The following is a 13,770-nucleotide window of genomic DNA, read 5'->3' on the forward strand; positions in this document are numbered from 1 at the left end:
AACCACCCTGTCGCTGGTCGCAAGCGTAACGGGTGGAAAGGTTATTTTGGAGAAATGAAATGAGTGATTTTAACATCGACGCACAAGCGCGTTCAGACCTGGGGAAAGGTGCGAGCCGCCGCCTGCGTCGTAACGCCAGCCTGGTTCCAGCCGTAGTTTACGGTGGCGAAAAGGCTCCACAATCCATCAGCCTGATTGCTAAAGACTTCGCCAAGCTGCTGGAAAACGAAGCTTCGTTCAGCCACATCCTGTCGCTGTCCATCGACGGCGCCAAAGAAAACGTCCTGATCAAAGCACTGCAACGTCACCCTTCGAAAGGTTTCGTACTGCACGCTGACTTCATCCGTGTTGTTGCTGGCCAGAAACTGACTACTCAGGTTCCACTGCACTTCATCAACGAAGACAAAGCAGTTGCAGTCAAGACGCAAGGCGGCGAGATCTCTCACACCGCTACTGAAGTTGAAATCAGCGTTCTGCCACGCAACCTGCCTGAGTTCATCGAAGTCGACATGGCTAAGATCGAAGTCGGCCAGACTCTGCACTTGTCTGACCTGGTTCTGCCAAAAGGCGTTGAACTGGTTGCTCTGGCTCACGATAGCGACCTGGCCGTGGCTAACGCCCACATGCCTCGCGTTACCAAGGCTGAAGATCTTGAAGTTGACGCGCCGGAAGCTCCAGAAGCTCCAGAAGCTGACGCTCCAGAAGCTGAGTAACACCCGCTACGCAGATCAACAGCTCAGGTGCTTGTGCGCTTGAGCTGTTTTCGATAAAGGGCTCCAGTATGACTGCCGTACAACTGATCGTTGGCCTTGGTAACCCAGGCCCTGAATACGACCAGACTCGGCATAATGCCGGGGCCCTTTTCGTTGAACGACTGGCAGACAGTCAACGCATCAACCTAAGTGTTGATCGCAAGTATTTTGGCCTGACTGGCAAATTTAGCCATCAAGGCCGCGACGTTCGTCTATTGATCCCCACCACCTTCATGAATCGCAGCGGTCAGTCCGTGGCAGCGCTGGCGAACTTCTTTCGCATCCCTGCCGAAGCGATTCTGGTGGCTCACGACGAACTTGATATGCCGCCTGGCGTCGCCAAACTCAAACAGGGTGGCGGGCACGGCGGGCATAACGGCTTACGCGATATCATCGCGCAGCTGGGCAACCAAAATAATTTTTACCGCTTGCGGCTTGGCATTGGCCATCCAGGGCATAGCAGCATGGTGTCTAATTACGTTCTAGGACGCGCCCCGCGCAGCGAACAAGAGCTACTCGATACCAGCATCGACTTTGTACTCGGCGTACTCCCAGAGATCCTCGCCGGAGAGTGGAACAAAGCGATGCAGAAGCTACACAGCCAAAAAGCCTAACCTAACTCTAGAAATCATCTGCGCGAGGAAAACACCATGGGATTCAATTGCGGCATCGTCGGCCTGCCGAACGTCGGCAAGTCCACCTTGTTCAACGCCCTGACCAAATCCGGTATCGCTGCGGAGAACTTCCCTTTCTGCACCATCGAGCCGAACACAGGCATCGTTCCAATGCCGGACCCTCGCCTGGACGCCTTGGCCGAGATCGTCAAGCCCGAGCGTGTGATTCCAACCACCATGGAATTCGTCGACATCGCAGGCTTGGTAGCTGGCGCCTCGAAAGGTGAAGGCCTGGGCAACAAGTTTCTGGCCAACATTCGTGAAACCCATGCCATCGCCCACGTCGTTCGCTGCTTCGAAGACGACAACGTCATCCACGTATCGAACAGCGTTGATCCAAAGCGTGACATCGAGATTATCGACCTTGAGTTGATCTTCGCCGACCTCGACAGCTGCGAGAAGCAACTACAGAAAACCACGCGCAACGCCAAGGGCGGCGACAAAGATGCTGTCGCACAGAAAGCCCTGCTGGAAAAACTGATTCCACACTTCACCGAAGGTAAGCCAGCCCGCACGCTGCTCAAAGACCTGGCTGATGACGAGAAGCAACTGGTACGCGGCTTCCACCTGCTGACCAGCAAGCCAGTAATGTACATTGCCAACGTTGCCGAAGACGGCTTCGAGAACAACCCTTTGCTCGACATCGTCCGCGGCATTGCAGACGCCGAAGGCGCCATCGTGGTTCCAGTTTGCAACAAGATCGAAGCTGAAATTGCCGAACTCGACGACGGCGAAGAAAAGGACATGTTCCTTGAATCCCTCGGCTTTGACGAGCCAGGCCTTAACCGCGTAATTCGCGCAGGCTACGAACTGCTGAACCTGCAAACCTACTTCACCGCTGGCGTGAAAGAAGTACGTGCCTGGACAGTTCGCGTCGGCGCCACGGCTCCGCAGTCCGCTGCAGCCATCCACACCGACTTTGAAAAAGGCTTTATCCGCGCCGAAGTCATCGCCTACAACGACTTCATCCAATACAAGGGTGAAGCCGGCGCCAAAGAAGCTGGCAAATGGCGCCTTGAAGGCAAGGAATACATCGTTAAAGACGGCGACGTGATGCACTTCCGCTTTAACGTTTAACACCACTGGCGGCCCAGACTGCCAATCCAAGCCCCCGCCACTCACCTTGTGAGCCGGGGGCTTTTTATTGCCTTCGCATCGCTCACTCAGCTCTTGCAAGCGGGCCAGGCTGATTAATCCTCACGTAACTGGCGGGGCTAAAGCGCAAGGTCAGCAACAGCATCAGGATCAAGCTAACCAACATCACCAGCCAGGTGCTGTAGAAGGTTCCGCTCAACTCACGCAGCCAGCCGCCCATTGACGGCGAAATGGCGTTGATCAGAAAACCAAACCCCTGCACAAAAGCCACCAACTGTCCTGCCGCGCGTGGCTCATGCAAATGGTCGAGGCTCAGCAACAGGCACAACACAAAGCAGGCACCTAAGCCAAAACCGATCAACCCGACCCAGACTGCTGATGCAGCCAATGGCGCCCACAACAGCCCCGCATAACCAATCACTTGCGCACCCAGGCTGATACCGAGCAAAGGTCGTCGATCCTTCATGCGATGGGCCAGCACCGGCATCGACAGAGCCGCGAGCACCTGGAATATAGTCATCCACGCCAACAGCGCACCACTCGCCTGCTGGCTCCAGCCAAGCTGCTGATAATAGGCTGGCAACCATGCAACCATGGTCATGAAGCCCCAATTACAGAATCCAAAATAAATGGCCAGCAACCATGCGCGACGGTTGCCAACAAATGTCTTGAATGAAAGCCTTTGCGCCAAAGAATGAGGCCTGTGCCACGGCATCCTGAACCACAGCAAAGCGGCAAGCAGCGCAGGGATCAACCAAATCCACAACCCTGCCTGCCAGTGACCGAATGCATGGGCCATATGCGGGCTCAGCAAGGCCGCCAGCCCACCGCCACTCATCAAGGACGCCGAATAAACCCCCATCGCCAACGCCACACAGCCAATGAACTGACGCTTAATCATGCCGGGCACCAACACTTGGATCAGCGCTACACCCACGCCGCCCAGCAAGGCTGTAGCCAGCAACACATTGCCGTCGGCGATAAAGCCCCGCGCAAGACAAGCCAGGAAAATACACAGCAAACCCAGGGCAATCCCCCTGCCCTCGCCCAGTCGCGCCTCAATCCATGAGCCACACAGCGCCACCAAGCCAATACAAACCACAGGCAAGGTGGTCAACAGAGCCGCTCCTTGGAAGCTTAGCGATGTACTTAGCCGAATATCGTCCAGCAAGGGACTGATTGAGGTGAGAATTGGCCGCAGGTTAAGCCCCAAAGCAACCAGCACCAGCCAGCCCCAAAACCTAATCCCCATTCAAATTACTCCAGCAGTGCTGGCAAACCGTTGAACACGCTGCACAGACGCACACTCCACACAAAACCCGCCCTTGGGCGAAACAACCAGACACTCAACCGCGGTGGACCATAGGTACGCCGCAGCGAAAAAGACAAAGCCGAAGCTCAAAGAAGGGCAATTCAAGACCCGGACATTGTGCCACGCTCGCCCGACAAAGTTGACGGGGTAGACAGGTAATTAAAGATTAGCTTGGCACAGTGACGATCTAAACTAGGCAAGTGCACGCATTGCGCGTAAGCACTTGATCAATCGCAATAATTTTATCAAAACATGCTTGACACAAAGCCCTCAGGCTAGAATAATGCGCGCCACTCGGCTACGTAGCTCAGCTGGTTAGAGCATAGCATTCATAATGCTGGGGTCCGGGGTTCAAGTCCCTGCGTAGCCACCAAACAAAACAAGGGTTTACCGAAAGGTAAGCCCTTTTTTGTGTGCGCGAGTGACTACAAAGTGACTACAGCGTGTCCACATCCAAGGAGTCAGGCTGTGACGACTAAAGCAATTGAGCAGCTATTCAAAAGATCAACCGAGCTCTTTGACTACTTCGGGCAAACCCTAGCCTCAGAATCGTTCTACGATGACGATCGATGTGTAGCCTGCGAAACGCTATGTACCATTTCTATGCAGCACGGGTTTAGCCTTCTAATGCTATCTCACGTTGGCAACAACATATCAGCTGCTAGCCTGCTGAGGCTTCAGTTTGAGTCACTGATTAGAGCACTATGGGTGCTGTACGTCGCTAGTGACACTGCACTCAGCAAGCTGACCGGAGAGCTTTCAGTCGAAGCATTAAAAGTAGCAAACAAACTACCTAGCGTTAGTGAAATGATAAAAGCGCTAAGTCGAGCTGAAGGTTTTCCGCCCTCTGCAAACGAAATGATTAAAGATCTTCAAGTAGGGCTAATGTCCGAAATGAATTCGTTTGTACACGCGGGAATAATGCCGTTCAAATTACAACAAATCGGCACGCCTGAGATCGTAACGATCAAGAACATGAAGCACTCAAACGCAATAAGCACAATGACTGCAATGACCCTAGCGATCATAAATACAGACAAGAATGCGGCTGTAGTAATAAGAAAAATGCAGCCTAAATTTGCCGATTGCCTACCCCCCCTGATTTGGCCAAATAACTCGCCTGAGCCAGAGGTGAAAACCTAAGCGCAGACTCAAGATGATCAGGCGAAAGATGTGCATAGCGCATGGTCATGGTGATTGATGAATGCCCCAGGATTCGCTGCAAACTGAGAATATCCCCTCCCCCCATCATGTAATGGCTGGCGAAGGTGTGGCGCAGAATATGGGTTAACTGACCCGGGGTCTGAAAGCCGCACCGCTCATAGGCACTGCGAAAAGCAGCCCTGCAGGACATAAACAAACGACCGTTACCCGGCATGGCCACCTTGAGTGCTTCGGCTTCGACCTCTTTAGGTATCGGTACAGAGCGCGACTGGCGGTTTTTAGTGCGATGAAAATGCGCCTTTCCTCCGAAGATCGCCGCACGGGTCAGACTTTCAGCTTCATCCCATCGAGCGCCAGTAGCCAAACAGATCAGAGCAACCGGGTAAGCGTGATTGTTCTTTGACCTGGTGCACTCATTCAGTAGCTGAGAAACCTGATCGAGCGTCAGAAATGAGAGCTCGGTTTGATCGGTTTTAATCTGGCGAATGTTGGCTAACGGATTGATACCCGTCCAAGCGCCTAAACGGATCAGCTCAGCAAAGACGGCAGAGAGATAGCGTTGTTCATGGTTGACCGTATGCGGCGACACGTCTTGAAGGCGCAATTGCCGGTATCTGGCCCAGCGCAAGGCATCGAAGTCAGAAACACGCGGATTGCCCAAGCGCTCAACAACGGCAAGCGTGCGAGACAGCCTAGCTTTTTGATCTTTCAGTGAGCAGCCATGCAGGGAATGCCAAATGTTTACCAAGTCGGATAAACGATCATCAAGCGGTCTACCTGTTTCGTTATAGGTCGCAAAAAAGTCAGACTCATAGCGCTGAGCTGCAGACTTGGTTGCAAAGCCTTTTTTGCGTATGCGACGTCCAGAGCGACCATTCTCATAGAAATCAGCCGTCCATGTTTTGCCATCTTTGCGAGCAGTCATACAGCCCTCCCCCATCTAACGCTACGCTCTTCAAGCAAGGCTTTGATGTGCTTGTAAATGTCACGCTCGCTCATTTCCTTAGCCGCATAGTGGTCACGAATAACCGGCCAGCACTCCCAATCTTTCAACCGATCAAATGCTTTTGCTGCGCCCACTCGCTCCCTTGCCAGCAGGCTTACGAAGTTTCCCAGGAATAGCTCGACGTTCTTGCCCGAGAAGCCCCGAGAGGTCTTGTAATAGCGCTTGTACTCGGTTTCATCGAGCAGGGAATCAACTGGCAGATCAACCCGCACGTCTTCGCGGATTAACGTCCAGATCGGCTGGAAGTACCCAGGACGTGCTAGCAGCTTGAATTGACCCAACCCATAGCGCCACAGACCATCTAAGTGCGCGGAGAAGTCAGCAAAGGTGCGCGTTTCAATGAATGCAGCGGTTTGCAGGTCTACCGAACCGCTGGCGAATTGCTGAATGATTGAATGGTGGTAACGCAGCTCGATGCGCCATACGTCCTGGTCGGGGTTGTAGTTGTCTGGGTCTACATCGTCAAAGCTGTCACGACGCTTCCACACGCTTTCCCAATAGTCGAGCTTGTCAGTGGCTCGGGCTTGCTCGGTCTTGTTGTAAATACAGAGCTGCACACCGTTAGCTGAGCCGAACATAGAGGTTTCACCCCGACCGTACACACTCGACTTAGTAGCCCACTTAATTTCATTGATCCCGCTAATGTCACGGTGCATACGCGCCTTGCAGTGCATTTGCGCGACCAGATCAAGTGGAGGCGTCCAGCCCTGCAGCTCTAGTGCGAGGTGAACCGCGCATTGGTTGACCTCAACATGACTCAACAACTGGTGTGCGTAGTAGTCCATGCGTGCCTGCAGGCGTTCCGGCGACAAATTGTCGATTGCATGGGGCGAGACTTCGATTTTCAGGTGTGGGCCAATCACGTCCAGCTTCTTGTTGAAGTTCTTAACCAACAGAATCAGGCCAAGGTCAGCGTTTTGCAGCTTGTACTGATAACCAGAGTCACGCCCTACCCGTCCCGAGTGCCAGCGTTGCCCTGCAAAGTCGACAATTGTTCCTGGTACTTCAAACAACGCCATGATTTCAGGTCTGACCATGCCCTGGTAAAGCTGGCGAACAGTGTCAACACCACAGCGAAGCAGACGAACGTCTGACAGATCGATGAAACCCATCTGGCCGGGATCAACAAATAAACGGCTTGTTGTGCTTTCCAAGCCTGTTTCTGGATCAATCCGATTGAAGTCTTTTGCCTTAGCCATTTTCTACCCAACTATCTGGTTTAGTGTGGTTATTCAGTTCTGTTTATATGACGTGTTACAGGGGCGTCAGCGCGCGGTTTGCGCGCAGGCTCGGGACTCGCTCTGCGTGCAAAACCGGCGCGAGCCTCGCCCCTGACACTCACCACAGGAAACGGCCCTTTTCACTGCCTACAACGGTGATGTTCGTACTCGGCTTGCCCTGGTCGAAACCTGGAGCACGATTAGGGTTTGGTCGGTCTTGCGCCTGCAGCACCTGTTGTTGATTGTCTCGATCAGGTATCGACGGATCGAAATAGCCGTTATCAACAATCTGTTTGCAAAGGCTGAACTCGGTCGAAACCCTTGTACCTTGCTGGGTGTAGCACTGGCATACGGTCGGTTTACCGTTCACCACCGCGCTAGGCATCTTTGAGAACGACCGGGCGTAGGTGTCGGGATCGGTGCTGGACAAGCAATACAGGCGCGGGTAACTCACGGGCTGAGTGAGTTCATCGTAGATAGGGGCTGATGACGGTATGCCCTCAATGCGAGGTATACGGCGTTGTGCGTAGTGCTGAGGCGATTCTTTCCTAGGCGTATCGGCGTTACCAGGTGATGAACCGATAAATGACCCAACGCTGGCCGTAACCTTGTCGACAACACTGTCATTGCTAGCCGCGCCTTGCGTGGACTGTGCCCCGCCATCCTTGCCTTGCTGGTATCGCTCGTAAAATCGGTAAGTCAGCACACCGGCAACGATGATCACCAAGATAGCCAAGATAAACTTGGTAGGCAGCTTGGCCTGGAAATGGTGCTTTGCGTTGGTGCTGGTGTAGGTGCTGAAATACTTTTTATCGAGTCGGACGGTTTTCTTGTCGGCGTCCTTGAAGCTGCTTTTGACTTCGACTTTCTCGATCACCACCTCAGACTCGAAGCGGATCAGCTGTTGAGATTTGAAGACTCGCCAGTAATGCACATGACCATTGCACAGGCGACGCAAGTGCACATCCAGGTAGCGCGGATCTTGAGTAACCAGGTGCACTTCGTGACCTTGGTGGCGCATGGTTTCAAAGCGCGTGATGAACTCGGGCGGGCGCTGGCGAGGATCACGCGAACCGAACCAGCCTTGGGCCTCGTCAACCACAACAATGGCATCTTGCGGCAGTTCAAACCATTTCTCAGGGTCTTCGAATTCATACCACTGCGCTTGCAACAACTCAGGCTTAAGGCCGTTGATGTTGTGGTAGTAAACGACCCGACCTTCGGCCAAGGCTTTCTGGTCTATTTCGCGGATGGTGTTGAGCGTCTTACCGTGGCCGGGTTTCCCCGTGCGTATATAGAGCATGGAGAACCCCCTTAAGCCTCAATAGAGGTGCCGCCCGGCTTGTGCCAGACCTGGTTACGCTTGCGATCAGCGGCCTTATCAATGCCGGCAAGAACAAAGCGCGTGGCAATGGCTGCGAAGTAGATATTCACAATCACATCCACCTTGGCCAGACCAAGAATCGGCATGATTACCGGCCCGACTTCGCCCATGCGCGCTATAAGTTCATCTTTGGCCGCATCGATCACCAGGTTAAAACCCACGTAACTGACAAAGCCGAAACCGAGCATCTTGAGCACCATCCGCACAAGAGGGCCGAGCACCATGATCAGCATTTGAACAAGCAAGACGTATTGCATTAGCTACCCCCTACAGAGCGCCCGACATACAGCGCGGCAAAGACAAGAGCAAAAGCCACAAAGAGGTTGCCGAGGTCAGTAGCAGCACGGCACAGCGGCTCATAGGTGAATTTGAAGGTGTGGCCGCCAGCGGTGATCAGGTTCACCGTTTCATCAGGCGGGCAGCTGGCAGGTAGAAACCGTGTGCCTTTGTTGATCAGGCCCGGTACATCGATATCATCGCCGCCTTCGTCGAGTTCGAATTTGTCGCCCTGGACCAGGTTCTCGATATCGTCTTTATGGCCTTCGAAGTCGGCTTGTTCTTCGGCAAAGCATTGTTGCTCTTTGTTCTTACGCAGAATGGCGCATTGAATCGGATCACCATCGCAAGCCAGATCTACATCACAGCCTTCGCCACCAACACTTGACCCCTCTTCGCATTTACCGCCGATACAATCCCCAAAGCCATCACCATCGGCATCAGGGTTGCCCTGCTGGTCAGGGCAATCAGGGCCTTTGCAGGTGCCAGTGGTGCCTGTCTTATTGCCCGCGCTGTCGGTATGCGTCGTGGTTGTGGTGACGGTGGTTGTCGTCGTGCAAGCAGTGCCATTGCACTTGGTCGCGGTGGCCGTATCTGTTTTGGTTGTGGTCTTAGAACCATCAGGGTTTGTCTGAACCTTGGTATCGGTCTGGATATCAACCTGGTTCTTCGATGGCTGAGCATCGACGCAGAGTCGCTCGCCATTGAACATGCCACAGTGCTGGCCTTCTTTTTCAACAGACTTTTCAGACGTGCACGTCGTTGAGCCATCTGCGTTAGAAACGGGTATGCAAGGCTTGTCTTCGAGAATGGTTTCAGGCTCGGGATAGTCAGGAACAGGCGACTGTTCAACCTCAGCAGAACCACCAGAACCACATTCAGCACCCGTGTAATAGCCAGTACCCTGGCAAAAATAGGAGCCGGTAACGCGAGTCGTGCATTTTTGGTCGGCTGTATTGGCGACACAGCCTGAATGACACGCTGACTGGCTAGCAACGCCGAACTTGCGATCAGCAGAAAGCGAAACATAGCCATCACCAGCGGCGCCGGACTTACTAAATGGAAAGCTTGTGTTTGCTAGATCAGCGCACTTGTCTGGCTCGGAAGCCTCACATTCACCTGTTTCAGGGTTATAGGTTGAATTAGTGCAACCATTGCCAAGCCGAGTAACAGTCCAGTTGCTAGATGGAGCAGCAGAGTTATCTGACTTCCTGATTCTTTTGTAGGTGCACTTGTAAGTAGATTCACCTTGGAAACCGGAATAATCGGGCATTATCTCGGTATAAACAAAGGAGGTTGATTCGGTATAACTGGCCGCAACACCCTCGCAAGCCGCAAGGGCGCTAGGGTAATGAGCTGTAGACGTTGAATTGAACGCCCAGTAATAATCCTCAGCACTCACAGACGAAGCACTGAGCCACAAAACGATAAGCAGGAACAGTGAGCGAGCCATATCAAACCCGCCCGAAGAAGATCAGGTAGAACGCCAGACTGGTGATGATCAGTACGTAGACCTGGTAGCTAAATGTGTTCATGGCGAACTCCAAAAAGAGAAACCCCGCCGAAGCGGGGTTGAGTTGCTACGGCACTGGTGAAAGTGCATGGGGACGATTACAGGGCACGGCGCATGTACTTGAAGGCAGCGGCAGCAATGAGCAGGCCCATCACCGTCCAACCGAGCGTGCCGATGTCAGTACCGGACTCGGTCAGCTTGGCGGTGGCTTCAGCTGGGATTTCTGCATAGGCCGTGCTGGCCAGCAGCGTGGCGCTTGCAACACCAGCGGTTGCCAGTTGACGAGAGCGACGACCGAAGGCCGAAGCGGTGTTTTTGAGTTGAACTTGCAGAGCTTTCATAAGGTGTTACCTCGTTATTTCAGGAGTTTTTTGAGGATCAAGAAAGCAAACACCGTGGCGAACAAAATGATCGTTTGGCTTTGTAGTTCGCTTACCTGGTCCCAAGTGAGCGCAGAACCGTTCAAGTCCTGCATTTCCTGTTGCGTGAGGGACACCAGCGAGCCGTTGCAGGTGGGCACACCCTCTGCGCTGACTAACCAATCGCCCTCACACGCCAGAAAATTCATTCGTCGCTCGCCAGCTCAGCGACGGGTTTAATTTCAGGCTCGCCAGCTAGCGAGCAGTCAGGGCAGACCGTGTAGTAAGGCGGTTGAGTCAGATCAGCCAAAAAGTCGGACTGGTCAGGCGCGGTGTTATGCAACTGGCCCATCACACGCAGGCAGAGATTGCAGACGACGCGATCAACTATCAGCACGGTCATGCCCTCCGATTAGTTGGCTTTTGCCGGGTCGGATGGTTTGGCCGAATCTGATGCTTTAGTCGCGCCGGTGTTGGACGGGGTTGGCGTGGTGCGAGTGCCTGGGCGTTCGACTTCTTCGATGTGCAGGGCTAGATTTTTGCCCTTGTTCTGGCCACCGCGAGCGACATCGAAGGTGATGCGCACAAGCTGCAGGGGTTCGAACTTGGAGCCAGCGTGAAAGATTTCATCAGCGACATCGTCATCAGCAGCCATACCGATGATCGACAAGCCGTGCTCGGTTTTGCCGTCTGGTTCATCACCGTAGAAAACCTTGATGTACTTCTGGCCGTTCTCACCGTCGAAACGTTGAGTGCCAAGAAATGCTACTTCCATAGTTGAACGAGCCATGTTTACCACCTCTTTGAATTGCGCTTGATTGCGCGGTTTTGCCTTTCTTCGGGCTGAGTTTTCCCGCACCGGATAACTTCTAGTTTTTCCGGTGGGTGGCTTTCAGATCGAAGCGGCTGTTTACGTTAAATCGCTAAATTCGTTGAGTTGCTGCGTCTGGATTCAACATCGCCGGAGCGATAAGGCGTGCTGGGTATGAATGCGCAAGCCATGTTGTTTAGGGCATACCTTGGTTTTAGAAGCCAAAGCAAACGGCACCTTCGCTGCGCTTGGTAGGGGTTCCCCCTCGGGCAGAGCCCTACCCCGACCGAGTGATGCTGAGAAATTCTTACTTGCCCTGGTCTTAACCTTGGGCATGGAATTACATGACCCACCACCGAGGCGACTGAAAATCACCTTAAGCCTGGAGAGCGAGAAGCGGGTTGGACAATGAAGGGAGTGGTCACGACCGTGGAACAGTCCGAGGTAATCGCGTAGCACGAACCGGAATACACCGAGCGCCAATAGATAGAGGTAAAAACCAATTACCGAGTAGGCAAAAATGGTTGTGACGAGCTGAATCAGGTTATAGAGGCTCATTTTGTGATCGCCCAAAAGGCCAGCAGTTGGATCAACAGCAGGGTGCAGATGATTGCAAAATCAACCATCGTTAAGCCGATCTCAGAAAAGAACATCAGTTAGCCCCCACAGAGGAACAAACGGCACCGGCTTGCCCGAGTCGTGAATAACGCTCCAATACTTCGGAGGTCGGTTGCTGGGCGTGTGTTTCGCGCATTTGTAAGCCGTCTGGCAGTACCAGCGGCCATTGACGAGATACGGCAGCCCACGGGGTTTGCAGTCGTTGCAGGGTATGGACTGGTAAAGAGCGGGCTTTGCCATTTCTGCCAGTGTCCAACATACAGAGCAGGCGCAGTCCTGGGCGTGGGGCTGCTTTTGGTAACTGTTCATGGCTAGTCATCTGAATAGTCACCCGCGCAGAAGATCGACTTACCACGATCAAGCTCACGGCGAATGCGGTGCAGATTGATGACGCGACGGCGGCCAATCTTGACCGTAGGGATAGCTTGAGACTCGACCCAACCACGGACTACATCAGCGGTGATGTCTTCAATACCGAGCATTTCAGCGAACACAAGCTGAGAGCAGAAAGGTGCATCACGAAAATCGGTGACGCGTTCGGCGTTTCCCTCTACGCTAAAACCCACTATTCCAGACTGTTCCATGTTTTGATCCTATAATCCGAGCAAAGAAAACGTGCTTGCAGATAAATGTACTTAATACACATGTACATATTACACCTAAAGCATAAAATGTACATAGAACATTTATGGCTATTTTCAATGAGCGAAGGCATCACCGATAGAGGCATCCAATTACTAGAGATGGCCAGTATCAAAACGCTTGTAGAGACCGGCAGCACGGAATACGTGCGCTGGCAAAACATCAAGCGAGGAAAAGCGAGGATTGGAGCTAACGAGATAGAAATTCTCGGGCGTGCTTTTCCTCAATACCGCTGGTGGCTAATCACAGGGGAGGTCCAACCAGGTAATGGACAGACAAGCCCTGAATATGACGAGGCCAACAGAAACTTGACCGGTCAAAACGCGGGATAGCGATCACTAAAAAAGTTGCTCAGCGCTGGTACGCCCGAGAGACCTAAGGAATGGGGATGAGAGCAGAATTAGAAGACAGGTCTTCTTACTTAATTAAAAGGCCAAAAAAGAAAAGAACACTTAACATCATTCTATGTATTGCGACAATCGGAATCAGCATTTACTTTATCGCTTTACGACAAAGCGGCTGGGGAATAACGATAGATGTAAGCAAGCTACTAGATGCAGTAACTCTTAATGAAGAGTTACTGCAAGACAAAGAAATTAGAAAAAACCGTATAAAATACAACCACTTAGAAAGCAAGCCAACAGATCACCCAATAAATATAAAAAAACCGAACAACACAGAACACAAAACCATGCTACGACCTAATAACTGGGAGGTATCCCTCGCAAAATTCAACGAAATATTCATAAACCATCCAGCATGCGACCCCAAAAATATGACATGGTCGCAAATGGAATGCTCAAACTTTCATGCAAGAGCCATGAAACGCTTCCAAAAGGAATGGGCAAAAAATTCTTACTGGGATGGAAAAAAAATAATTAAAAACAAAAAAGCAGACATTGAAGTTAACGCTGAACTATCGTTATAAAATCAAAAAATAAGTT

Annotated in this window: 18 protein-coding genes and 1 tRNA gene; 7 read left to right on the top strand and 12 right to left on the bottom strand. The window is 52.5% G+C overall.

Annotated elements, in window-relative coordinates:
- The first annotated feature begins 59 nt into the window (after positions 1-59).
- From AACY26_RS14120 to ychF, 3 genes are all read left to right on the top strand, one after another.
- Complete coding sequence (locus tag AACY26_RS14120) at positions 60-713, top strand: 50S ribosomal protein L25/general stress protein Ctc (protein WP_339515061.1); 654 nt, start codon at positions 60-62, stop codon at positions 711-713.
- A 68-nt stretch (positions 714-781) separates the two neighbouring features.
- Complete coding sequence (pth, locus tag AACY26_RS14125) at positions 782-1,366, top strand: aminoacyl-tRNA hydrolase (RefSeq protein WP_339515063.1); 585 nt, start codon at positions 782-784, stop codon at positions 1,364-1,366.
- Positions 1,367-1,402: 36 nt separating this feature from the next.
- On the top strand, positions 1,403-2,503 hold the full coding sequence (ychF, locus tag AACY26_RS14130) for a redox-regulated ATPase YchF (protein WP_339515065.1): 1,101 nt from the start codon (positions 1,403-1,405) through the stop codon (positions 2,501-2,503).
- Positions 2,504-2,585: 82 nt separating this feature from the next.
- On the opposite strand, the gene AACY26_RS14135 is transcribed toward ychF, so the two are convergent.
- Positions 2,586-3,773, bottom strand: a complete 1,188-nt coding sequence (locus AACY26_RS14135; RefSeq protein WP_339515069.1) for a CynX/NimT family MFS transporter — start codon at positions 3,771-3,773, stop codon at positions 2,586-2,588.
- A gap of 356 nt (positions 3,774-4,129) precedes the next feature.
- On the opposite strand from AACY26_RS14135, the gene AACY26_RS14140 reads away from it, so the two are divergent.
- Positions 4,130-4,206: transfer RNA gene (locus AACY26_RS14140), tRNA-Met, on the top strand.
- 95 nt (positions 4,207-4,301) lie between these two features.
- The gene (locus tag AACY26_RS14145; protein ID WP_339515071.1) at positions 4,302-4,976 is read left to right on the top strand and encodes a DUF6988 family protein; all 675 of its coding nucleotides are present in this window, start codon (positions 4,302-4,304) and stop codon (positions 4,974-4,976) included.
- Here AACY26_RS14145 and AACY26_RS14150 read toward each other — a convergent pair.
- The 11 genes from AACY26_RS14150 to AACY26_RS14200 form a co-directional block, all read right to left on the bottom strand.
- The gene (locus AACY26_RS14150; RefSeq protein WP_339515073.1) at positions 4,906-5,922 is read right to left on the bottom strand and encodes a phage integrase; all 1,017 of its coding nucleotides are present in this window, start codon (positions 5,920-5,922) and stop codon (positions 4,906-4,908) included. The two genes, AACY26_RS14145 and AACY26_RS14150, sit on opposite strands and share 71 nt — an antisense overlap.
- Positions 5,919-7,202, bottom strand: coding sequence for a hypothetical protein (locus AACY26_RS14155; protein WP_339515075.1), 1,284 nt, complete (start codon positions 7,200-7,202; stop codon positions 5,919-5,921). The genes AACY26_RS14150 and AACY26_RS14155 overlap by 4 nt, the downstream gene beginning before the upstream one ends.
- 139 nt (positions 7,203-7,341) lie before the next feature.
- Positions 7,342-8,526 (bottom strand): zonular occludens toxin domain-containing protein, encoded by a 1,185-nt coding sequence (locus AACY26_RS14160; protein WP_339515077.1) that lies wholly within the window; start codon positions 8,524-8,526, stop codon positions 7,342-7,344.
- Between the two features lie 11 nt (positions 8,527-8,537).
- Positions 8,538-8,864: a DUF2523 domain-containing protein gene (locus AACY26_RS14165; protein WP_010490953.1), complete on the bottom strand. Its 327-nt coding sequence runs from the start codon at positions 8,862-8,864 to the stop codon at positions 8,538-8,540.
- Positions 8,864-10,336: a virulence factor TspB C-terminal domain-related protein gene (locus AACY26_RS14170; RefSeq protein ID WP_339515079.1), complete on the bottom strand. Its 1,473-nt coding sequence runs from the start codon at positions 10,334-10,336 to the stop codon at positions 8,864-8,866. Before AACY26_RS14170 ends, AACY26_RS14165 begins: the two co-directional genes overlap by 1 nt.
- 158 nt (positions 10,337-10,494) lie before the next feature.
- Complete coding sequence (locus tag AACY26_RS14175; protein WP_339514259.1) at positions 10,495-10,737, bottom strand: major capsid protein; 243 nt, start codon at positions 10,735-10,737, stop codon at positions 10,495-10,497.
- A gap of 14 nt (positions 10,738-10,751) precedes the next feature.
- On the bottom strand, positions 10,752-10,964 hold the full coding sequence (locus AACY26_RS14180) for a hypothetical protein (RefSeq protein WP_339514261.1): 213 nt from the start codon (positions 10,962-10,964) through the stop codon (positions 10,752-10,754).
- Positions 10,961-11,158: a hypothetical protein gene (locus tag AACY26_RS14185; protein ID WP_445261303.1), complete on the bottom strand. Its 198-nt coding sequence runs from the start codon at positions 11,156-11,158 to the stop codon at positions 10,961-10,963. Before AACY26_RS14185 ends, AACY26_RS14180 begins: the two co-directional genes overlap by 4 nt.
- A 9-nt stretch (positions 11,159-11,167) precedes the next feature.
- A complete protein-coding gene (locus AACY26_RS14190; protein ID WP_339515081.1) occupies positions 11,168-11,545 on the bottom strand; it encodes a hypothetical protein in 378 nt (125 codons plus the stop codon).
- Between the two features lie 660 nt (positions 11,546-12,205).
- The gene (gene pflM / locus AACY26_RS14195; RefSeq protein ID WP_339515083.1) at positions 12,206-12,493 is read right to left on the bottom strand and encodes a lysogeny maintenance protein PflM; all 288 of its coding nucleotides are present in this window, start codon (positions 12,491-12,493) and stop codon (positions 12,206-12,208) included.
- 2 nt (positions 12,494-12,495) lie between these two features.
- On the bottom strand, positions 12,496-12,768 hold the full coding sequence (locus AACY26_RS14200; protein WP_339487826.1) for a DNA-binding protein: 273 nt from the start codon (positions 12,766-12,768) through the stop codon (positions 12,496-12,498).
- A 117-nt stretch (positions 12,769-12,885) separates the two neighbouring features.
- Here AACY26_RS14200 and AACY26_RS14205 point away from each other — a divergent pair, with 117 nt between their 5' ends.
- Positions 12,886-13,158: a DNA-binding protein gene (locus AACY26_RS14205; protein WP_339515085.1), complete on the top strand. Its 273-nt coding sequence runs from the start codon at positions 12,886-12,888 to the stop codon at positions 13,156-13,158.
- Between the two features lie 56 nt (positions 13,159-13,214).
- Positions 13,215-13,754, top strand: a complete 540-nt coding sequence (locus AACY26_RS14210) for a hypothetical protein (RefSeq protein ID WP_339515087.1) — start codon at positions 13,215-13,217, stop codon at positions 13,752-13,754.
- Positions 13,755-13,770 lie beyond the last annotated feature (16 nt).

The organism is Pseudomonas sp. RL_15y_Pfl2_60, assembly GCF_963970595.1.
Taxonomy (GTDB): Bacteria; Pseudomonadota; Gammaproteobacteria; order Pseudomonadales; family Pseudomonadaceae; genus Aquipseudomonas.